18 protein-coding genes are annotated in these 20,738 nt (G+C 74.6%); 10 read left to right on the top strand and 8 right to left on the bottom strand.

From position 1 onward, the window contains the following. Window positions 1-23: 23 nt before the first annotated feature. Window positions 24-1,316, bottom strand: coding sequence for a precorrin-3B synthase (cobG, locus tag AB0H71_RS21125; protein WP_357023413.1), 1,293 nt, complete (start codon window positions 1,314-1,316; stop codon window positions 24-26). A gap of 197 nt (window positions 1,317-1,513) precedes the next feature. Between cobG and cobN the strand changes: the two genes are divergently transcribed. Beyond that, the gene (gene cobN, locus AB0H71_RS21120; RefSeq protein ID WP_357023410.1) at window positions 1,514-5,290 is read left to right on the top strand and encodes a cobaltochelatase subunit CobN; all 3,777 of its coding nucleotides are present in this window, start codon (window positions 1,514-1,516) and stop codon (window positions 5,288-5,290) included. 14 nt (window positions 5,291-5,304) lie between these two features. Here cobN and AB0H71_RS21115 read toward each other — a convergent pair whose 3' ends face one another. Further along, a complete protein-coding gene (locus AB0H71_RS21115) occupies window positions 5,305-5,568 on the bottom strand; it encodes a helix-turn-helix transcriptional regulator (RefSeq protein WP_357023408.1) in 264 nt (87 codons plus the stop codon). Window positions 5,569-5,666: 98 nt separating this feature from the next. On the opposite strand from AB0H71_RS21115, the gene map reads away from it, so the two are divergent. Further along, complete coding sequence (map, locus tag AB0H71_RS21110; RefSeq protein ID WP_357023404.1) at window positions 5,667-6,431, top strand: type I methionyl aminopeptidase; 765 nt, start codon at window positions 5,667-5,669, stop codon at window positions 6,429-6,431. A 3-nt stretch (window positions 6,432-6,434) separates the two neighbouring features. Here the strand turns inward: map and AB0H71_RS21105 are convergent, their stop codons facing one another. The 3 genes from AB0H71_RS21105 to AB0H71_RS21095 all read right to left on the bottom strand — a co-directional run bounded on the left by AB0H71_RS21105 (window position 6,435) and on the right by AB0H71_RS21095 (window position 8,908). Beyond that, complete coding sequence (locus tag AB0H71_RS21105; RefSeq protein ID WP_357023401.1) at window positions 6,435-7,079, bottom strand: dihydrofolate reductase family protein; 645 nt, start codon at window positions 7,077-7,079, stop codon at window positions 6,435-6,437. 74 nt (window positions 7,080-7,153) lie between these two features. Continuing rightward, window positions 7,154-8,155, bottom strand: coding sequence for a hypothetical protein (locus tag AB0H71_RS21100; RefSeq protein ID WP_357023398.1), 1,002 nt, complete (start codon window positions 8,153-8,155; stop codon window positions 7,154-7,156). 39 nt (window positions 8,156-8,194) lie between these two features. After that, complete coding sequence (locus AB0H71_RS21095; protein WP_357023395.1) at window positions 8,195-8,908, bottom strand: glyoxalase; 714 nt, start codon at window positions 8,906-8,908, stop codon at window positions 8,195-8,197. A 74-nt stretch (window positions 8,909-8,982) separates the two neighbouring features. Between AB0H71_RS21095 and AB0H71_RS21090 the strand changes: the two genes are divergently transcribed. Next, entirely contained in the window at window positions 8,983-9,537 is a 555-nt protein-coding gene (locus AB0H71_RS21090; protein ID WP_357023392.1) for a helix-turn-helix transcriptional regulator, read from the top strand. A 23-nt stretch (window positions 9,538-9,560) separates the two neighbouring features. Next, window positions 9,561-9,956 (top strand): PPOX class F420-dependent oxidoreductase, encoded by a 396-nt coding sequence (locus tag AB0H71_RS21085; RefSeq protein ID WP_357023389.1) that lies wholly within the window; start codon window positions 9,561-9,563, stop codon window positions 9,954-9,956. On the opposite strand, the gene AB0H71_RS21080 is transcribed toward AB0H71_RS21085, so the two are convergent. Then, window positions 9,957-11,360 (bottom strand): metallopeptidase TldD-related protein, encoded by a 1,404-nt coding sequence (locus tag AB0H71_RS21080; RefSeq protein ID WP_357023386.1) that lies wholly within the window; start codon window positions 11,358-11,360, stop codon window positions 9,957-9,959. Next, on the bottom strand, window positions 11,357-12,898 hold the full coding sequence (locus AB0H71_RS21075) for a TldD/PmbA family protein (protein ID WP_357023383.1): 1,542 nt from the start codon (window positions 12,896-12,898) through the stop codon (window positions 11,357-11,359). The genes AB0H71_RS21080 and AB0H71_RS21075 overlap by 4 nt, the downstream gene beginning before the upstream one ends. Window positions 12,899-13,007: 109 nt before the next feature. On the opposite strand from AB0H71_RS21075, the gene AB0H71_RS21070 reads away from it, so the two are divergent. Then, entirely contained in the window at window positions 13,008-13,634 is a 627-nt protein-coding gene (locus AB0H71_RS21070) for a helix-turn-helix domain-containing protein (RefSeq protein ID WP_357023380.1), read from the top strand. Between the two features lies 1 nt (window position 13,635). Here AB0H71_RS21070 and AB0H71_RS21065 read toward each other — a convergent pair whose 3' ends face one another. After that, entirely contained in the window at window positions 13,636-14,403 is a 768-nt protein-coding gene (locus AB0H71_RS21065; RefSeq protein ID WP_357023378.1) for a TSUP family transporter, read from the bottom strand. Window positions 14,404-14,445: 42 nt separating this feature from the next. On the opposite strand from AB0H71_RS21065, the gene AB0H71_RS21060 reads away from it, so the two are divergent. From AB0H71_RS21060 to lnt, 5 genes are all read left to right on the top strand, one after another. Further along, entirely contained in the window at window positions 14,446-15,606 is a 1,161-nt protein-coding gene (locus tag AB0H71_RS21060) for a sensor histidine kinase (RefSeq protein ID WP_357023375.1), read from the top strand. Window positions 15,607-15,627: 21 nt separating this feature from the next. After that, window positions 15,628-16,287, top strand: coding sequence for a response regulator transcription factor (locus tag AB0H71_RS21055; protein WP_357023372.1), 660 nt, complete (start codon window positions 15,628-15,630; stop codon window positions 16,285-16,287). A gap of 62 nt (window positions 16,288-16,349) precedes the next feature. Continuing rightward, entirely contained in the window at window positions 16,350-16,838 is a 489-nt protein-coding gene (locus tag AB0H71_RS21050; RefSeq protein ID WP_357023369.1) for an FxsA family protein, read from the top strand. 39 nt (window positions 16,839-16,877) lie between these two features. Continuing rightward, a complete protein-coding gene (locus AB0H71_RS21045) occupies window positions 16,878-18,476 on the top strand; it encodes an amidohydrolase family protein (RefSeq protein ID WP_357023366.1) in 1,599 nt (532 codons plus the stop codon). A gap of 433 nt (window positions 18,477-18,909) precedes the next feature. Continuing rightward, window positions 18,910-20,469, top strand: a complete 1,560-nt coding sequence (gene lnt / locus AB0H71_RS21040; protein WP_357023363.1) for an apolipoprotein N-acyltransferase — start codon at window positions 18,910-18,912, stop codon at window positions 20,467-20,469. Window positions 20,470-20,738 lie beyond the last annotated feature (269 nt).

Here is a 20,738-nt window from a genome sequence, read left to right as displayed (position 1 = left end):
GGTCAACAGTAGGACGTGGCCGGTCACGGCTCGGTCACCCGGTAGCCGTCCGGGCCCGCGACGATATCGGTGGCCGGGCCGCGCGGGTGCCCGCAGCGGCGCTCGCACCCGGACCAGTGCTGGCGCCCGGATGCCTCGACCTCCTCGGCCGGTACCGGGCCGGTCGCCGCGGGAGTGTCGGTCGTCGAGGCAGGGGCGGTCGCAGCGGCAGCGGCGACGTCGGCACGCCCCTGCGGCGCCGAAGCTCGTTCGTCGGCGGTGTCGGCTCCACCGCGATCGCCCTGCCGCGCGGCGTCGAGCACGCGACCCGACTCCACGGCGGCGGTGGCATCCGCCCGCACATCGGTGTGCGACTTCGCGCACCCGGGCGCCCCGGCGCAGCTGCTGACCCGCACCCACGGCGACTCCGCGTCGAAGATCAGCCCCATCGGGGCGAGCACCCGCACCACCTGCTCGGCGGTCCATTCGTCCAGGCCGGGGAGGACGAGCCCACGCCACGGCGTGACGAGAACGTCCCGCTCCACCGCCGCCACGAAGAGCGCGGTGCGCGCGGGCAGCACCCCGAGCCGGACCCCGGCGCCGAGCGCGACCAGCCCGTCGTCCTGCGGCAGCCAGCCGATCGGCGGCTGCTCCGCAGGATCCGGCACCACCGGACCCGCGGCGGTGCCCGCGAACCCGAGCAGCTCGCGCACCCGCGCGGCCCCGTCCGGCACCTCGGCGAGCCGCCACCCGCCGCCGCGGATCTCCGCGAAGGCGCGCGCGGCGGCGAGCACCAGCCCGACCGCGTCGCCGGCCGCCACCCGGATCCCGCTGTCCGCCCCGGCCAGCAGCATGGCGAAGACCCCGGGCTCCACCGCGTGCAGCCCGATATCGGCACCGAGCCCGCTGACATCGCCGCGCCCGTCGTCCAGCGTGAAGAGCACCCGCCCCGGCAGCGCGGCCAGCTCCAGGGCTCCCCGCAGCCCGGCGTCGAGCGCCGGGACCAGCTCGCGCACATCGGCCACCCCGCCGGCCAGCCCGGAGAGCGGCGAGGCGACGATATTGCGCACCCGCTCGTGGGTGGCGCTCGGCAGCAGCCCGGCGGCGCCGAGCCGCTCGGTGAGCGCGGCGGCGTCCCGGATGCCGCGCAGCTGGATATTGCCGCGCGAGGTCAGCTCCAGCGCGCCGTCGCCGAGCTCCGCCGCCGCCTCGGCCAGCGCCTGCAACCCGGCGGCGCCGAGCTGCCCGCCCGGCACCCGCACCCGGGCCAACGGGCCGTCGGCGGCCTCGTGCAGCCGCAGCACCCCGGGACAGGAATCAGCATTCGATCGCGTCATGACCACCCCAGCCTACGAAATCCGCGCGCCGACGCCGGTTCGGGCGGGACCGGGCGCCCCCGGTAGCATCCCCGGTGCTCGCGGGAAGCGCAGAGGAAACCGGTGCAACTCCGGTGCGGTCGCGCCACTGTTCACAGCCAGACCCTCTCCGGCGAGCGCCACATCCCGCTGGGCGCGTCTCCCGAGGAAGGTCGTTCGTGATCCTGCTGCTCTCCACCTCCGACACCGATCTGCTGAGCGCCCGCGCCAGCGGCGCGGGCTACCGGTGGGCCAACCCCGCCCGGCTGCTCGTCGACGACCTGCCCGGGCTGCTGGACGGCGCCGACCTGGTGATCGTCCGCATCCTCGGCGGCAAGCGGGCCTGGGAGGAGGGGCTGGCGGCGCTCGGCGCCGCGGGCGTGCCGCTGGTCGCGCTCGGCGGCGAGAACGCCCCGGACGCCGAGCTCATGGAGCTCTCCACGGTGCCGGGCGGCGTCGCCGCCGACGCGCACAACTACCTCGCCGCCGGCGGCCCGGACAACCTGCGCGAACTGCACCACTTCCTCTCCGACACCGTGCTGCTCACCGGCCACGGCTTCGCCCCGCCGGTGCAGCTGCCCGCCTGGGGCGTGCTGGAGCGTGCGGCCGCCCCGGTCGACGGCCCGACCGTCGCGGTGGTCTACTACCGCGCCCAGCACCTGGCCGGGAACACCGGCTACATCGCCGCGCTCTGCGAGGCCCTCGAGGCCGCGGGCGCCAGGCCGCTTCCGGTGTACTGCGCCTCGCTGCGCACCGCCGAACCCGAGCTGCTCGACACCCTGCGCGCCGCCGACGCCCTGATCGTCACCGTGCTCGCGGCGGGCGGAAGCACCCCGGCCACCGCCGCCGCGGGCGGTGACGACGAGGCGTGGGACGTGGCCGCGCTCGCCGCGCTGGACGTCCCGATCCTGCAGGGGCTCTGCCTGACCTCCGGCCGCGCGCAGTGGGCGGCGAACGACGACGGCCTCTCCCCGCTGGATGTCGCGACCCAGGTGGCGGTGCCGGAGTTCGACGGCCGGATCATCACGGTCCCGTTCTCCTTCAAGGAGTTCGACGCCGACGGGCTCTCCACCTACGTGCCCGACCCGGAGCGCGCCGCCCGGGTCGCCGGGATCGCGACCAGGCACGCCCGGCTCCGGCACATCCCGGCCGCCGAGAAGAAGCTGGCGCTCGTGCTCTCCGCCTACCCGACCAAGCACGCCAGGATCGGCAACGCGGTCGGCCTCGACACGCCCGCCAGCGCCATCCGGCTGCTCACCGAGCTGCGCGCCGCCGGGTACGACCTCGGCGCCCCCGGCGAGGTGCCCGGGCTCGAGGAGCGGGACGGCGACGCGCTCATCCACGCGCTCATCGCGGCCGGCGGGCAGGACCCGGACTGGCTCTCCGCCGAGCAGCTGGAGGGCAACCCGGTGCGGATCGGCGCCGCCGCCTACACCGCCTGGTTCGAGACGCTCCCGGACGAGCTGCGCGCGGCGGTGATCGAGGCGTGGGGCCCGCCGCCGGGCGAGCTCTACGTGGACCGCTCGGCCGATCCGGCGGGCGAGATCGTCATCGCCGCACTGCGCTTCGGCAATGTGGTGCTGATCGTGCAGCCGCCGCGCGGGTTCGGCGAGAACCCGGTCGCCATCTACCACGACCCGGATCTCGCGCCCAGCCACCACTACCTGGCGGTGTACCGCTGGCTGGCGGACGGGTTCGGCGCGGACGCCGTGGTGCACCTCGGCAAGCACGGCAACCTGGAGTGGCTGCCGGGCAAGACGCTCGGCATGTCCGCCGCCTGCGGCACCGATGCCGCGCTCGGCGACCTGCCGCTCATCTACCCGTTCCTGGTGAACGACCCCGGCGAGGGCACCCAGGCCAAGCGGCGCGCGCACGCGACCCTGGTCGACCACCTGATCCCGCCCATGGCGCGCGCCGAGACCTACGGCGACATCTCCCGGCTGGAGCAGCTGCTCGACGAGCACGCCAATATCTCCGCGCTGGACCCGGCCAAGCTGCCCGCCATCCGGCAACAGATCTGGACGCTCATGCGCGCCGCCAAGATGGACCACGACCTGGGGCTGGCGGAGCGTCCGGAGGAGGACGTCTTCGACGACATGCTGCTGCACGTCGACGGGTGGCTCTGCGAGATCAAGGATGTGCAGATCCGGGACGGGCTGCACATTCTCGGGCAGGCGCCCGCCGGGGAGACCGAGCTGGACCTGGTGCTCGCCATGCTGCGCGCCCGCCAGCTCTGGGGTGGGGAGCAGTCGGTGCCCGGGTTGCGCGAGGCGCTCGGGCTGGACGAGTCCGGGAGTGAATCGCGCTCCCGCGTGGACGAGGTCGAGGAGCGGGCGCGTGCGCTGGTCGCCGCGCTGCAAGCCGCGAACTGGTCCGTCGACGCGGTCGACGCCATCATCGACGCCGCGACGACGGACACCGCCGCCGTCACGACGACGGACACCGCCGCCGCGCCGACGGGTACGGCGGACGCCCCCGCCCCCGCCCCCGCCACCGCGTCGAACGGCGCGATCTCCGCGGGCAGCGCAACCACCACGCCGGTGGGCGCGGTCTCAGCGGCCGCGCCGGCCGGCACGGGCGCGATCCGCGCCGCGCTGGAGGGCGTCACCGACACCGGACCGGTGCGCACCGTGCTCCGCTTCGCGGCGAGCGAAGTCGTCCCCCGCTTGCGCGGCACCGGCATCGAGCTGGACCGCGTCCTGCACGCCCTGAACGGCGGCTTCGTCCCGGCGGGGCCGAGCGGTTCGCCGCTGCGCGGCCTGATCAACGTCCTGCCGACCGGCCGCAACTTCTACTCGGTCGACCCCAAGGCGGTCCCCTCCCGCCTGGCCTGGGAGACCGGCCAGGCCATGGCCGACTCGCTGCTGGAGCGGTACCTGGCCGACCACGGCGAGTACCCGCGCTCGGTGGGGATCTCGGTGTGGGGCACGGCCGCCATGCGCACCTCCGGCGACGACATCGCCGAGGTGTTCGCGCTGCTCGGCGTGCGCCCGGTGTGGGACGAGGCGAGCCGCCGCGTCACCGCGCTCGAGGTGCTCGACCTCGCCGAGCTGGGCCGCCCCCGCATCGACGTCACGGTCCGGATCAGCGGCTTCTTCCGGGACGCCTTCCCGCACGTGCTCGCCCTGCTGGACGACGCGGTGCGGCTGGTGGCCGGGCTGGACGAGCCCGCCGAGCAGAACTACGTCCGCGCGCACGCCGCGGCCGACCTCGCCGAGCACGGCGACGAGCGCCGCGCCACCACCCGCATCTTCGGCTCCAAGCCGGGCACCTACGGCGCCGGGCTGCTCCAGCTCATCGATTCCAAGAGCTGGCGCACCGACGACGATCTCGCGCAGGTCTACACCGCGTGGGGCGGCTTCGCCTACGGCCGCGACCTGGACGGCGCCCCGGCCGCCGACGACATGCGCACCGCCTACCGGCGGATCGCGGTGGCGGCGAAGAACACCGACACCCGCGAGCACGACATCGCCGACTCCGACGACTACTTCCAGTACCACGGCGGCATGGTCGCCACCGTGCGCGCGCTCACCGGGAAGAACCCGGAGGCCTACATCGGCGACAGCACCCGCCCGGACGCGGTCCGCACCCGCACCCTCTCCGAGGAGACCACCCGGGTCTTCCGCGCCCGCGTGGTGAACCCGCGCTGGCTGGAGGCCATGCGCAGGCACGGCTACAAGGGCGCCTTCGAGATGGCCGCGACCGTCGACTACCTCTTCGGCTACGACGCCACCACCGACGTGGTCGCCGACTGGATGTACGAGAAGCTCAGCGAGAGCTACGTCTTCGACGACGTGAACCGCAAGTTCATGACGCAGTCGAACCCGTGGGCGCTGCACGGCATCGCGGAGCGGCTGCTGGAGGCCGCCGAGCGCGGCATGTGGGCGCAGCCCGAGCAGGAGACGCTGGACCGGCTGCGCGAGGTCTACCTGGAGACCGAGGGCGAACTGGAGTAGGGCGGGCGGCCGCCTCAGGCGGTTTCCGCGAGCCCGGCCGAGCGCCAGACCTCGGCCAGCTCCTGCACCGGCAGGTCGAGTGCGTGGCAGAGCGCGACGACGGTGCCGAAGCCGGGCGAGGGCAGCCGCCCGGTCTCGATCTTGCGCAGCGTCTCCGGCGAGATCCCGGCGGCGTGCGCGATCGCGGCGGGGTCGCGCTCGGCCCTGGCCGCGCGCAGCCGGGCGCCGAGCCTGCGCCCCGCTTCGAGCTGGGCCGGGGTCAGGGGGAGGCGAACCATGCGGCCACCCTAGAGTCGGTATTGAAATACCGCAAGAATTGGTATTCAAATACCGGCTGGGTTACCGTTGGCCCGGTATTCCTATACCGGAGGTGTCCATGGTCGAGTTGAAGTCCCCCGCGGAGATCGCGCGCATGCGGGTCACCGGCGCGTTCGTCGCCGATGTGCTGGCCGGGGTCCGCGACCGCGCCCGGGTCGGGGTGAACCTGCTCGACCTGGAGCTGTACGTGCGCGAGCGGATCGCCGAGCGCGGCGCCGTCTCCTGCTACTGGGACTACGCGCCGTCCTTCGGCCGCGGCCCGTTCCGCAATACCGTCTGCCTCTCGGTGAACGACGCCGTGCTGCACGGCCTCCCCTTCGACTACGCGCTGCGCGACGGCGACCTGCTCACCGCCGATCTCGCCGTCACCATCGACGGCTGGGCCGCCGACGCCGCCGTCAGCATCGCGGTGGGCACCGCGGACGCCGAGGACCTGCGGCTGATCCGGGCCACCGAGGAGGCGCTGGCCGCCGCCATCGAGGTCGCCGAGCCCGGCAATCGGATCGGCGACGTCTCCGCCGCCATCGAGGCGGTCGCGCGGGCCGCCGGCTACCCGGTGAACACCGAGTACGGCGGCCACGGCATCGGCCGCACCATGCACGAGGACCTGCACATCCCCAACGCGGGGCGCCCCGGCCGCGGCTACAAGCTCCGCCCGGGGCTGACCATCGCCATCGAGCCCTGGTTCGCCCGCGGCACCGACCGCATCGTCACCGACCCGGACGGCTGGACCATCCGCTCCGCCGACGGCTCCCGCACCGCGCACACCGAGCACACCGTCGCCGTCACCCCGGACGGCCCGCGCATCCTCACCGCCGCCTGAGCGCTACCGCCGCCAGAACAGGTGGTGCTCGATACCGCTCGCGCTCGGCACCTTCTCCAGGTGGAACCGGTCGGTGAGCTCCTCCGGCCCGCTCCACAGCCGCTCACCGCGGCCGAGCTCGATCGGCGCGACGGCGATGTGCAGGGTGTCGATCAGGTCGGCGGCCAGGAACTCGCGCACGGTCTGCACGCCGCCGCCGATCCGCACGTCCCGCCCGTCCGCGGCCTCGAGCGCGCGATCCAGCGCCTCCCGCGGCGTGGCGTCCAGGAAGTGGAAGGTGGTCTCCCCGAGCGTGATGGACGGCCGGGGGTGGTGGGTGAGCACGAAGACCGGGGTGCGGAACGGCGGCTCCGTGCCCCACCACCCCTCCCACTCGTAATCCGCCCACGGCCCGCGCTGCGGCCCGAACTTGTTGCGCCCCATGATCTCGGCGCCGATATTGCGGGCGAAATCGCGGGTGAAGTAGTCGTCCAGCCCGTAGCTGCCGCCGGGGTCGGTGCGGTTCACCCAGTGCGCGGTGGCACCGGCCCAGCCCAGGAGTCTCCCCGGGTCGGCGTGGCCGAAGGGACGGTCGCGGCTCTGGCCCTCGCCTGCGCCGAAGCCATCGGCGGAGACGCCGAAGTTCTGGACACGCACGATGGGTGGCACGGGGGCTCCTCCCGGTCGGGGACGTCGATGGCGGGCACGCTACCGCGACCCGGTGACACCCCGGGGGAAGCCGGTCACCACTCGCCGTCGGCCACCGGCTTGTCCCCGAGCTGGATCACCGGGAGCGGCTTGGTGGGCGCGGGGTCGGCGCCCTCGTCGGCCAGCCAGTCGCCGGTGGGGCGGACCCCGGCGAGTGTGCCGGCGGCGGGCAGGTCGGCGGCGTCGGCGTCGTAGTAGTCGAACCAGGGCAGGCCGTGCTCGGCGTAGGCGTGCGCGGTGATCGGGGTGGCGGGGGCCGGTTCGCCGGTGATCGTCCGCCACTCCGCCGCCGAGGCGAGGTGCACGAAGACCCGCGCGGCGGGGTCGGGGCGGTAGTCGGTGACCGGGCGGGTGTCGGCGACGATCTCCTGCCGCATGGTGCCGCCGGCCCCGAGCCCCATGGCCCGCCGCTTCGGCGCGCCACCGGCGGGCGCGGGTGCCGAGTACGCCGCGGGCATGGCGGGCATGGGCCCGCCCGCCCTGGCGACCGGCGGCCGGGCCCGCTGCTCGGCGTCCCACGCGGCCCGCGCCGCCTCGGTGAGCGGATGCACCGCGAGCTGCACCCCGCCCCACTCCTCGCGCCCGGTGACCTGCCCCTCGACGGTGGCGCCGAGCCCGAGCGGCACCGCGACGAACTGCCGCACCGTCCCGGTGCCGGAGTTGATCCCGTCCAGCCAGGGCTGGCGCGGCAGCGCGAGGTAGTTCTGCGGCTTCCGGTCCAGCGCGTCCCGCCACGGCTTCCCGGAGACGGCGCACACCTTGCCGATCCCGACCCGCAGCGCGGCGGGCGCGGCCGCCGAGAACCGCAGCCACATGGCCTCCCGCTGGTACACCGGCAGCATCACGCCGCCGCGCTCGCGCCACTCGGCGGGCACCGTCTCCGGGTAGTCGGCCACCCAGCGCAGCGGGAATGACCCGAGCCCGGGCGGGAGCGGGAAGGTGCCCTCCTCGGGGAGCCGCAGCGTCCGGACGAAGGTCACCCGGACCCCGCCGGGCAACTCCAGCGCGTCACCGATCAGCTGCACATCCGTGGCCATGGCCGCGATCCTCCCCGCCGTGGTGCCGGGGCGCAAACCTCAGTCGGCGTCCAGCCACTCCGCCAGGTCGGTGGCGATCCGCAGGTGTTCGGCGATCACCCGCTGCTCCTCGGCGCTCAGCGGCAGCTCCGCGATCGTCCCACGCAGCTCGGCGGCGCGCGCCGAATCCTCCTCGGCCACCGCGATCTCCACCAGGTCGGCGAGGGCGTGCGCGCGCTCCAGCGCGGTCGCGGTGGCGCCGTGCCTGCGCAGCCCGGACTCCAGCGCACGCCGCGCCGCCTTGTCGTCCTGCTTGGAGAAGCGCAGGATGCGGGCGTTGTCGATGACCTTGGCGAGGCCGGTGAGCCTCGACGAGCCGCCGTATTCCATCTCCGGCTCGTCGTGCCGGATGTAGGTGACGCCATTGCCGGCCGGGTCGTAGACGGTGAAGCGGGTCTGGCCGGGCCGCATCCGGGTGATCCGGGGGAGGCCGCGCGCGGGTACCTTCCCGTACTTCGCGCGCAGCGCGGCGCTGAAGCCCGCGTGCAGCTGCTCCACCTCAGCGACCAGCACCAGGCAGCCGACGTTCTCGGTGCTCCGCTCCCCGGCCTTCGGCGGGGCGAAGAAGTGCAGGTCGTAGCCGGGCCGGTGGATCGCACCGTAGCTGTACGGCCTGCTCTGCTCGTGGGTCACCTCGTATCCGAGCGTCTTGTAGAACTCGAGCGTCTCGCCCAGCTCGCCCGCCCACATGACCGGTACGGCGAAATCCGCCACAACCCCTCCTAGGTAGTCAAATTTGATTACCAGGCTAGGGTGAGGCCACTCGGCTCGTCAAGGAAGGGGCGCGGATGGCCGCGGTACGCCTGCTGGTGCTCGGGGTGATCCGCGCGCGCGGCTCGGCGCACGGCTACGCGGTGCGCCGCGAGCTGCTCGACTGGCGCGCCGAGACCTGGACCAATGTGCGCCCCGGCTCGATCCACCACGCGCTCAAGCAGCTCACCGGCGAGGGCAAGCTGCGCGAGCTCGGCACCGAGCCGGGCGACCGCGGCCCCGGCCGCACCCTCTACGCGCTGACCCCGGCGGGGGAGCGGGAATTCCGCGCGCTCATGGACGAGGCGCTGGTCAGCATCGACATGGAGGAGCTGGGGGCCGCCATCGCCTTCATGGACGCGCTGCCCCGCGCGCACGTGCTCGCACGATTACGCGAGCAGCGAACACGCAGCGCCGAGGTGCGGCGCGAGCTGCTCGGCATGGTGCCGGATTTCCCCGGCCGCTACGAGACCCCGCACACCACCGACCTGCTGGAACTCTGGAGCGGCGTCTTCGGCAACCTGACCCGCTGGACCGACGGCGTGATCGCGCGGCTCGAAGCGGGGGAGTACCGCATGGCGGACGATCGCTGACATTCCCGGCTACGCTGCCGGGCATGAGCACAAGCTTCGGCGCCGTCGCCACCGCGAACTACGTTCTGCTGACCACGTTCCGGAAGGACGGCACGCCGGTGGCGACGCCGGTCTGGGCGGTCTCCGAGGGCGACACGCTCTACGTGTGGACCGAGACCAACGCGGGCAAGGTCAAGCGGATCCGCCGGGACGGCACCGTCACCCTGCAGCCCTGCTCGGCCACGGGCAAGCCGAGCGGCGACGCGATCGAGCACGGCACCGCCCGGGTGCTGGATGCCGCGGGCACCGAGAAGGTGCGCTCGCTGCTGCGCCGCAAGTACTGGCTCACCGCGCCGCTGCTCATCCTCGGCAGCAATATCCGGCGCGGTAAGGACGGCACCATCGGGCTGGCCATCACCCCGGCGCCGGCCCCGGCCTGATCAGGTCGCCCGGCTCACCGAGGACATGTGGAAGTCCGGGATGCGCAGCGGCGGCATGGCCGTGCGGGTGAACCAGTCCTTCCACTCGCGCGGCAGCGTGATCTCGGTGGCGCCCGCCTCGGCGGTGCGGCGCAGCAGGTCCAGCGGGCTCTCGTTGAACCGGAAGTTGTTCACCGCCGCGGTGACCGCGCCGTCCTCCACCAGGTAGACGCCGTCGCGGGTGAGCCCGGTCAGTAGCAGCGTGGCCGGGTCGACCTCGCGGATGTACCAGAGCGTGGTGAGCAGCAGGCCGCGCTCGGTGCGCGCGACCATCTCGTCCAGCGTGGCCGCCGAGCCGCCGGTGAGCAGCAGGTTGTCGCCGGGCACGGTGGGCGCGGTGCCGAACTCGGCGGCGGTGGCGCGCGGGTAGACCAGCGAGCGGACGGCGCCCTCGCGCACCCAGTCCACCCGCTCGGCGGGCAGCCCGTTGTCGAAGACCGAGAGCAGCTCCGAGGAGGCGGGCGTCGCCACGAAGGGCCGGTACTCCAGCCCGGCGGCGCGCGGGTCGGAGTAGAGCGTGAGCGGCAGCGGAGTCAGCTGCTCGCCGATCCTGGTGCCGCCCGCCCTGGAGAAGGCGGTGTGCCCCTCGTGCGCGGCCCTGCCCTCCATGGACCAGGCCAGGTAGATCATGAGGTCGGCGACGGCCGAGGGCGGCAGCAGCGTCTCGTAGCGCCCGGCGGGCAGCTCGACCCGGCGGCCCGCCCAGTCCAGCCTGCGGCCCAGGTCGGCGAGGAGCCCGGGGGTGTCCACGTCGGCGAAGTCGGTGGTGCCGACCCCGACCCAGGCGCTGGCCACCTCGTCGCCGTCGCCGCGCTTGCCGTTGATCTCCACCGAGCCGGTGGGCTGGGTGAAGCGGCGGCGCACGCCGGTCGAGGTGCCGAGCCAGGTGGTGTGCACCTGGTGGTGCGCGAAGCCGTAGAGCCGGTCGGCGCCGTCGAAGCCGGTGGCCAGGTCGCGGGCGAGCCCGGCGAAGACCTCGATGTCGGTGCCGGCGGGGTCGGCCGCCCAGTCGTCGTCGCCGGTGCCGCGGGTGGCGGCGGCCTCGAGCAGCGGCACCGCGTCACCGGCGGGGGTGGCGCCGCGCGCGGCGGCCTCGGCGGCGCGCACCACCGGGGCGATCTCGGCCGGGTCCATGCTGGTCGAGCCGACCACGCCGACGCGGGCCGCGTTCGGCCCCTCGCGCACGATCGCCACCACCGACCAGCTCCGGGAGATGGACGAGCCGTTGGTGGTCATGGAGTTCCCGGCCCAGCGCAGCGAGGCCTCGTGCGCGTCGGTGACCAGCACGATGGTCTCGTCCGCGGTGGAGTGCGCGAGCGCGCGCTCCACCAGGTCGCCGCCGGGGACGGTCTCGTTCGCGGTCACTGCCCCGCCTCCGCTCGGGTGTTCAGAACATTGACGCCGCGCACCAGGATCGACGGGCAGCCGTGGCTCACCGCCGCGATCTGGCCGGGCTGCGCCTTGCCGCAGTTGAAGGCGCCGCCGAGCCGGACCGTGGACGGCCCGCCCACCGCCTCCATCGCGCCCCAGAAGTCGGTGGTGGTGGCCTGGTAGGCGACATCGCGCAGCTGCCCGGCGAGCTCGCCGTTCCGGATCCGGAAGAAGCGCTGCCCGGTGAACTGGAAGTTGTAGCGCTGCATGTCGATCGACCAGGAGCGGTCGCCGACGATGTAGAGGCCGTCCTCGACCCGGGAGATCAGCTCGGCGGTGCTGGTATCCCGTTCGGGGTCGGGTTGCAGCGAGACGTTCGCCATGCGCTGGATCGGCACGTGGTGCGGGGAGTCGGCGTAGGAGCAGCCGTTCGAGCGCGCCAGCCCGAGCCGCGGCGCGAAGACCCGGTCCAGCTGGTAGCCGACCAGGATGCCGTCGCGCACCAGGTCCCAGCGCTGCCCGGCCACGCCGTCGTCGTCCCAGCCGGTGCTGGCCAGCCCGAAGCGCTCGGTGCGGTCGCCGGTGACGTGCATGACCTCGGTGCCGTACCGCAGCGTGCCGAGCTTGTCCGGGGTGGCGAAGGAGGTTCCGGCGTAGGCGGATTCGTAGCCGATGGCGCGGTCGTACTCGGTGGCGTGGCCGATCGACTCGTGGATGGTGAGCCACAGGTTGGTGGGGTCGATCACCAGGTCGGCGGGGCCGGCGGTCACGCTCGGCGCCTTCACCTTCTCGGCGAGCCAGCCGGGGATCCGGGCCAGCTCGTCGTCCCAGTCCCAGACCCCGTCCGCGCCGGTGACGTACTCCCAGCCGCGCCCGGCCGGGGCGGCCAGGGTGCGCATGGACTCGAAGACCCCCGAGCCCGCGTCCACCGTGACCGCCTCCAGCTGCGGATGCAGCCGCACCCGCTGCTGGGTGATCGCCGAGCCCGCGGTGTCGGCGTAGAAGGTCTGCTCCTTGACCTGCAGCACCGAGGCGGTCACGTGGTCGACGCCGTCGGCGGCGGCGAGCCGCTCCGAGTACTCCTGCAGCAGGGTGACCTTGTCGCCGGTCGGCACCGCGAACGGGTCGACGGCGTAGTCCGAGACGTAGCGCGCGTCGGCGTACACCGGCTCGTCGGCGAGCTCGACCCGCTCGCGATTCAGCGCCCGCAGCGCCGTCGCCACGGTGACCGCGCGCCGGGCGACCTCGGCCGCGGTCTCCGCGGTCAGCACGGCGTGCGAGGCGAAGCCCCAGGTGCCGTCGACGATCACCCGCACCGCGAAGCCGAGCTCGGTGCCGTCGGTGATCGCCTCGACCCGGCCGTCGCGCAGCCGGATCGACTGGGTGACCAGCCGGTGCACCCGCAGATCGGCGTGCTCGGCGCCGGCGGCGCGGGCCGCGCCGAGCGCCGCGTCGGCCAGCAGGCGCAGCGGCAGCGCCAGGAATTCGGCGTCCACCTCGTGCGGTGCGCCGGGGGAGGGCGAAATGCTCACGCGCCCACGCTAGCCGGTAGGTCGCGCTCCCGCCGATCCGAACGCGCCGCGTTCCGCCGCCGTGTCGCGCCTCCCGCGTCCGGACCGGACGGTGTCGTACGGTGCGCTCGTGCCGCCCTCCGCCCTCCGTGACCGCAAACGCGAACGCACCCGCCGCGCGCTGCTCGCCGCCGCCGCGGAGCTCTTCGAGCAGCGCGGCTACGAGGAGACGACGGTGGCCGATATCGCGGCCGCCGCCGAGGTCGGCACCAGGACCTTCTTCAACTACTTCGGCTCCAAGGAGGAGCTGCTCTTCCCGGACCCGGAGGAGCGGGTGCGCGCCGCCATCGCCGCGGTGGCCGCGCGCCGCCCGGGCGAGCAGCCGATCGAGGTGGTGCTGCGGGCGCTGCGCGCCGTCGGCGACACCCCCGGCGAGCACCTCATCGACGACCTCGCCGCCCGCCTCGCGCTGCTCCGCGCCCGGATCTCGCGCACCGTCCCGGCGGTGAGCGGCCGCGCCGCGCACGCCCAGCTGGTGGCGCAGCGCGAGATCGCCAGGCACCTGCACCGCGCCTACCCCGACGAGCTGGACGAGGTGGGCGCCGCCGCGCTGGTCGGCGGCGTGGTCGGGGCGGTCTCCGGCGCGCTCACCGTGGTCTTCCAGGAGGGCAACCCGGCCGATGGCGAGCGGCTGCAGCGCCGCATCCACGAGACCACCACCCGGGTGCTGCGCCCGTGGCTGGCCGGGCACCGCTGACTCAGCCGAACTGCTGCCACCCCAGCCGCAGCACCATCCCGATCACCACCACCAGCAGCACGATCCGCACGAACCCGGCGCCCCTGGCCAGCGCCATCCGCGACCCCGCCACCGCGCCCGCGATATTCGCCACCGCCATGGCCGCGCCGAGCGCCACCAGGATGTGCCCGGTGAGCGTGAAGTAGAGCAGCGCGCCCACATTGGAGCCGCAGTTGATCACCTTGGCCATGGCCGCCGCGCGCACGAACTCGGTGCCGAGCAGGGTGGCGAAGGTGATGATCAGGAAGGTCCCGGTGCCGGGGCCGAGAATGCCGTCGTAGAAGCCGATCAGCCCGGCCGCGAGCCCGATCACCAGCAGCGTGCGCCGCCGGGACGGCGGGTCGGTCGCCATGGTGACGCCGATCGCGGGCCGCAGCGTCACGAAGATCGCCACCCCGACCAGCACCACCAGCACGATCGGGATGAACAGGTCGCGGTCGATCAGCGCGACCGCCGCGGCCCCGGCCGCCGCCGTCACCGCGGCCAGCAGCGCCGCCGGGATCAGCACCGGCCAGCGCAGCGGGACCCGGCGGGCGAAGGTCAGCACCGAGGCGAAGGTGCCCGCGACCGCCGCCATCTTGTTGGTGGCGAGCGCGGTCTGCGGCGCGATCCCCGGCGACACCAGGAAGAGCATCGGCAGGATGATGAGCCCGCCGCCGCCGACCACCGCGTCCACCCAGCCCGCGGCCGCGGCCGCCGTCAGCAGCACCAGCCAGTCCGTCGCCTGCACGCCATCAGCCAAGCAGACGCCGCCCGGCCTAGGGTGGGCGGCGTGCGCCGGTTCAGCCTGTGGGTCCGAGACAACCCGGTCGTCGCCGACTCGGTGCTCGCCCTCGCGCTCTTCCTGCTCGACCTGACCGCGCTGCAGAACAGCACACAGAAGCCGGTCTTCCTGGTCTTCGCGCTGCTGCTGCCGCTGCCGGTGGTGGTGCGGCGGGTCTACCCGCGCAGCGCCGCGCTGGCGCTGTTCGTGTTCTCCCAGCTGAGCACCGGGGTCTCCGGCGCGCTCGGCGACCACACCCTGCACCCCAGCTCGCTCGGGCTCGGGCTGGCGCTGTACACGCTGGTCGCGTACGTGGGCAGGCGGCAGGGGCTGTTCTACCTCGCGCTGCTGCTCGCCGACGGCGTCACCACCATGCTGGTCCTCGGCGAGGACCCGGCCTCGGTGGTCGCCTTCACGCTCACCTTCTACGCGCTGTGCTGGACGCTGGCCGAGTTCACCGGCGCCAGGCACGCCTACGACACCGAGGTGCAGGCCAGGCTCGCGGTCGCCGACTACGACCGAGAGCGCCGCGCGCACGACGCCGTCGCCGCCGAGCGCACCCGGATCGCCAGGGAGCTGCACGACGTGGTGGCGCACGCGGTGAGCGTGATGATCGTGCAGGCCGACGGCGCCCGCTACACCCTGCACCGCGACCCCGACGCCGCCGAGCGCGCGCTCGCCACCATCGCGGGCACCGGCCGGGACGCCCTGCGCGAGCTGCGCCGCACCGTCGCGCTGCTGCGCACCGAGCACGCCCCCGACGACCTGCCGCAGCACGGCACCGCCGGGATCGCCACGGTGGTGGCGATGATGCGGGACACCGGGCTCGCGGTCGACCTAGAGCTCAGCGGCGAGCTCGACGATGTCCCGCCCGAGGTCAGCCTCGGCGTGCACCGGGTGGTGCAGGAGGCGCTGACCAACACGCTGCGGCACGCCGGCGCGCACCCCAAGGCGTGGGTCACCGTGCGCCGCACCGGGGATCGGGTGCACATCGAGGTGGTGGACACCGGCGGCGTCCCGGTGCACACCGCGATCACCGGCAGCGGGCTCGGGCTGGTCGGGATGCGGGAGCGGATCGCGGTGCTCGGCGGGGTGATTGAGGCCGGGCGGGAGCCGTCCGGGCGCTGGCGGGTGGTGGCGGAGCTCCCGGTGAGCCGGGAAACCCCGTGACACCGCCGATACAGTGGGATCGTGCCGATCACCGTGCTCGTCGTGGACGACCAGGAACTCATGCGCATGGGCCTCAAGATGGTGCTCGGCGCGCATGACGACCTCGAGGTGGTCGGGCAGGCGGAGAACGGCGCCGCCGCCATCGGCAAGGCCGCGGAGCTGCGCCCGGACGTGGTGCTCATGGACGTCCGGATGCCGGTGGTGGACGGGGTCACCGCGACTGCCCGCATCCTGGCGGCGGGGGCGGGCTGCAAGGTGCTGGTCATGACCACCTTCGACCTGGACGAGCACGCGCTCGGCGCGCTGCGCGCCGGGGCCAGCGGCTTCCTGCTCAAGGACACCCCGCCGGAGGACCTGGTCTCCGCCATCCGCAGCGTCGCCGCCGGGGACGCCGTGGTCTCGCCCAAGGTCACCAAGCGGCTGCTGGACCGGCTGATCGCCGAGGACCCGGTGCCCTCCCGCGATCCGGCGCTGCTCGACGCGCTCACCGCCCGCGAGCGCGAGGTGCTGGAGCAGATCGCGGCGGGCCGCTCCAATGCCGAGATCGCCGGCGAGCTCTTCCTCTCCGAGGCGACGGTGAAGACGCACGTGGGCCGGGTGCTCACCAAGCTCGGGCTGCGCGACCGGGTGCAGGCCGTCGTCCTGGCCTACGAGACCGGACTGGTACGCCCGGGCGGGTAGCGCCGGGAGAAAAATCGGGCGCTCGCGCGTTGGTACCGGTAGATCGTCCCGGAAGGAACGCCATGCCCGCCGTACTGTTCGCCGTCTACCTCGTCGCCGAGATCGCTACGTTCGTCGCGGTCGCACACTTCGCCGGAGTGGTGGCCGCCATCCTGCTGCTCATCGCCTGCTCCGCCGCCGGGGTCCTGCTCGTGGCCGGGCAGGGCCGGAAGGTGCTGGACGGGTTCCGCCGGGTCGGGCGCGGCGAGCTGACCGCGGGCAGCGCCGTCGCGGACGGCGCGCTCGTCGCCACCGGCGCGCTGCTCGTGCTGGTGCCCGGGCTGCTCACCTCGGTGCTCGGGCTGCTCGTGCTGCTGCCGCCCACCCGCGCACTGCTGCGCCCGGCGCTCACCGCCTTCGCCGCCCGCCGGGCCGCGCGGGTCCTCGACGGCGTGCGGGCGAATCGGGTGATCATCGACGCCGACGGCACCGTGGTCGACGGCGCGGTGGTGCGCACCGTGTGGGAACCGGCGCCCGGCGATTCCGGCGGCCGCGCGCTCACCAAGGGCTGACCCCGCCCGGTGCCGCCGGGTACGGCAGACTGGTGCTCCGTGGCTACGCAGTTGCTGATCGGCGGTCGGTTCTACAGCGCGAGTTCGCCCGATGCCACCGCCATGGCGGTCACCGACGGCACCGTGGTCTGGCTGGGCGCGGAGCGGCCGGGGCGGGCACTGCACCCGGGGGCGGAGATCATCGATGTGGACGGCGCCTTCGTCGCCCCCGCCTTCGTCGATCCGCACGTGCACGTGACCGCGCTGGGGCTGAAGCTGATCGGGCTCGACCTCTCCACCGCCCGCTCGCTGGCGCACTGCCTGGAGCTGCTCACCGCCTTCGCCGCCGCGCACCCGTCCGGGGTGCTGCTCGGCGACGGGTGGGACGACACCGGCTGGCCGGAGCGGCGGCCGCCGAGCACCGCCGAGATCGATGAAGCCGCCGGGCCGGGCCGGGCCGTCTACCTCTCCCGGGTCGACGTGCACTCCGCCGCCGTCTCCACCGCGCTGCTGGACGCGGTGCCCGGGGTGCGCGCGGCCGCCGGCTTCGTGCGGGGCGAGCCGCTCCGGGCCGAAGCACACCACCTGGTGCGCGCCGCCGCGCTGGAGCGCGCCGACCGCGGGCTGCGCGACCGGGCCCGCGCCGCGGCGCTGGACGCCGCCGCCGCGCACGGCGTCGCCGAGGTGCACGAGTGCGGCGGGCCGGAGATCGCGGGCCGCACCGACCTGGCCGAGCTGCTCGCCTTCGAACACGGCGTCTCGGTGCGCGCCTACTGGGGCGAGGCGGTGCACGACGCGGACGAGGCGCGGGCGCTGGTCGCCGAGCTCGGGGTGCACGCGCTCGGCGGCGACCTCTTCGTGGACGGCTCGCTCGGCTCGCACACCGCGCTGCTGCGCGCGCCCTACGCCGACGGCGGCGGGCACGGGGTCGGGTACCTGGATGCCGCCGGGGTCGCCGCGCACGTGCGGGCCTGCACGGTGGCCGGGGTGCAGGCCGGGTTCCACGTGATCGGCGATGCCGGGATGGACGCGGTGGTCGAGGGGATCGGGCGGGTCGCCGCCGAGCTCGGAGCGCCCGCCGTCGCCGCCCGCGGGCACCGGGTGGAGCACGCCGAGATGATCTCGCCGGAGCAGATCGCCGCGCTCGCGAGCTGGGGGGTGATCGCCAGCGTGCAGCCCGGCTTCGACGCCGCCTGGGGCGGGCCGGACGGCATGTACGCCACCCGGCTCGGCGCCGAGCGAGCCGCCGCGCTCAACCCCTTCGCCGCCATGGCCGCCGCCGGGGTCGCGCTCGCCATCGGCTCGGACGCGCCGGTCACGCCGCTCGACCCCTGGTCGGCGGTGCGGGCCGCGGTGCACCACCGGACGCCGGGGCACGGGCTCTCGCCGCGCGCCGCCTTCGCCGCCGCCACCCGCGGGGCCTGGCGGGCGGGCGGGGTCCGCGACGGGGTCGCCGGGACGCTGGTCCCCGGCGCCCCCGCCTCCTACGCCGTCTGGGAGGCGGAGGAGCTCGTCGTGGCGGCCGCCGCCGACACCGTGCAGCGCTGGTCCACCGACCCCCGCTCCCGGGTCCCCGGGTTGCCACCCCTCGACCCCGGCGCGAAGCTCCCGCGCTGCCTGCGGACCGTGCACCGGGGTGTGACGATCTATGAAGCCTGAGGAAGTCCGGGTCCAGGACCCGGGAACCACCGCTTCGCGGAGTGAGCCGGGCCCGCCCGAGCGCTCCGATTCGGCCCGGACCGGGCAGCCCGCCCGGCAGTCGGGCGCCACCCAGTCGCGCGCCGCTCGGCCGGATGCTGCCGGACCGCACGCCGACGGGCCGGACGCTGCCGGGCCGGACGCTGCCGGGTCGGGCGCTGCCGGGTCGGGCGCTGCCGGGTCGGGCGCTGCCGGGTCGGGCGCTGCCGGGTCGGGCGCTGCCGGGCCGGACGCTGCCGGGCCGGACGCTGCCGTAAAACGCGAAGCCGCGGCCGACGCTGCCGATCGGGCCGCCGACCAGCCCGGTGGTAGCGGGCCGAGCGCGGCTGCGGCGGGGACCGGCGATTCCGCGACCGGCGGCCGCCGGTTCCGCTTTCCGGGCGGCTCCTTCTGGTTGCGCGCCGCCGCGGCGCTGCTCGCCGGAGTGCTCCTGTTCGGCTCCTTCCCCCCGCGCCCGCTGTGGTTCCTGGCCCCGCTCGGCATCGCACTGCTGACCCTGGTGCTCGAGCGCGCCGGGACGGCGCGGGGCGCGGCGGGGTACGGGCTGCTGGCCGGCTTCGGCTTCTTCCTCCCGCTGCTGCCGTGGACCGGCATCTACGTCGGCCCGGTGCCGTGGCTCGCGCTCTCCACCGCGTGCGCCGCCTTCCTCGCGCTCTTCGGCGCGCTGACCCGCTGGACGGCGCCGCTCCCGGCGCGCCCGCTCTGGATCGCGCTGGCCTGGACGGCCTGCGAGTGGGCCCGCTCCAGCTTCCCCTTCGGCGGCTTCCCCTGGGGCCGCCTCGCCTTCGGCCAGGCCGACGGCTGGTACCTCCCGCTGGCCGCCCTCGGCGGCGCCCCCCTCATCGGCTTCGCCGTAGCCCTCACCGGCACCGGCCTCGCCTACCTGCTCACCGCCCTCGCCCGCCGTGCCGTGACCGCGCAGGCCGAGGCCGGGCCCACGTCGAGTCCGCGCCCCCGGACGACCGCCCTCGCGGCAGCGGCAACCGCCGTCGTCCTCCTCCCGCTCATCGGCCTCGCGCTACGCGCGACCCTCCCCGCCCCGGCGGACGGCGACCGCACGATCACCGTCGCCGCGGTGCAGGGCAGCGTCCCCCGCCTCGGCCTCGACTTCAATGCCCAGCGCCGAGCCGTCCTCGACAACCACGTGCGCCGCACCGAGCAGCTCGCCGCCGAGATCGCCGCGGGCCGCGCCCCGCGCCCGGACGTGGTGATCTGGCCGGAGAACGCCTCCGACATCGACCCCCTGCGCAACCCGGACGCCGCCGCCGCGATCACCGCCGCCGCCCGCGCGGTCGGCGCCCCGATCCTGGTCGGCGCGGTGCTCGTCAACGCCGACCGCACGACCACCACCAACTCGGTGATCGTCTGGGACCCCGCCACCGGCCCCGGCGAGCGGCATGACAAGAAGATCATCCAGCCCTTCGGCGAGTACCTGCCGCTGCGCGGCTTCTTCCGCCTCTTCTCCGACTACGCCGACCGCGCCGGCTACTTCGTCCCCGGCGACGGCACCGGCGTCGTGCACGCCGCCGGCATCCCGATCGGCGTGGCCACCTGCTACGAGGTCGCCTTCGACCGCGCCTTCCGCGATTCCCTCGCCGCGGGCGCCCAGCTGCTGACCGTGCCGACCAACAACGCCACCTTCGGCGACAGCGAGATGACCTACCAGCAGCTCGCCATGAGCCGGGTGCGCGCGGTGGAGCACGGCCGCGCCCTGGTGGTGGCCGCGACCTCGGGCGTCAGCGCCGTCGTCGCCGCCGACGGTGCCGTCACCGAGCAGAGCGAGCTCTTCGTGCCCGCCGCGCTCACCGCCCGGCTCCCGCTGCGCACCGACCGCACCCTCGCCACCCGGCTCGGCCCCGCCCCCGAGTACCTCGCCGTCGCGCTGTGCGGGCTCGGCCTGGCCGCCGCCGCGGTGCTCCGGCGCCGCGAGAACGCCGTCGCACCGCGAGTGTGACGAGCCCCACATAGGTGGCATTGTAGGTATAGATCGCTGCGCCGCACCCACTTCGCGGGGGTTGGAAGACTTCCAGCAAACCGGTTCACCCGCTATTAGCGGGTGTCTCGCCGCCTTGGCGCGCGAATTCTGAACTGCCGGTCTTTTTTCGATAAAAAGCTGCACCTAATCGACGTTTGCGGAAACATTGCTGAGCACTTCGACGACAGTTCGGGTGACTCGGGAGTGCAACGCATCCATCCGGTCGGCAATCCGCCGGATGTGATGCA

It is taken from the genome of Nocardia sp. NPDC050697 (assembly GCF_040654395.1).
Classification (GTDB): Bacteria; Actinomycetota; Actinomycetes; order Mycobacteriales; family Mycobacteriaceae; genus Nocardia.
The sequence above is the reverse complement of the archived record's forward strand: the minus strand, read 5'-3'. Positions and strand labels throughout refer to the sequence as shown.

What these genes read in the sequence shown, in the direction of transcription:
- map (WP_357023404.1), top strand. Translation starts at nt 5,667, where the DNA reads ATGGTCGAGTTGAAGTCCCCCGCGGAGATCGCGCGCATGCGGGTCACC.
- AB0H71_RS21090 (WP_357023392.1), top strand. Translation starts at nt 8,983, where the DNA reads ATGGCCGCGGTACGCCTGCTGGTGCTCGGGGTGATCCGCGCGCGCGGC.
- cobG (WP_357023413.1), bottom strand. Translation starts at nt 1,316, where the DNA reads ATGACGCGATCGAATGCTGATTCCTGTCCCGGGGTGCTGCGGCTGCAC.
- AB0H71_RS21100 (WP_357023398.1), bottom strand. Translation starts at nt 8,155, where the DNA reads ATGGCCACGGATGTGCAGCTGATCGGTGACGCGCTGGAGTTGCCCGGC.
- AB0H71_RS21085 (WP_357023389.1), top strand. Translation starts at nt 9,561, where the DNA reads ATGAGCACAAGCTTCGGCGCCGTCGCCACCGCGAACTACGTTCTGCTG.
- AB0H71_RS21115 (WP_357023408.1), bottom strand. Translation starts at nt 5,568, where the DNA reads ATGGTTCGCCTCCCCCTGACCCCGGCCCAGCTCGAAGCGGGGCGCAGG.
- AB0H71_RS21050 (WP_357023369.1), top strand. Translation starts at nt 16,350, where the DNA reads ATGCCCGCCGTACTGTTCGCCGTCTACCTCGTCGCCGAGATCGCTACG.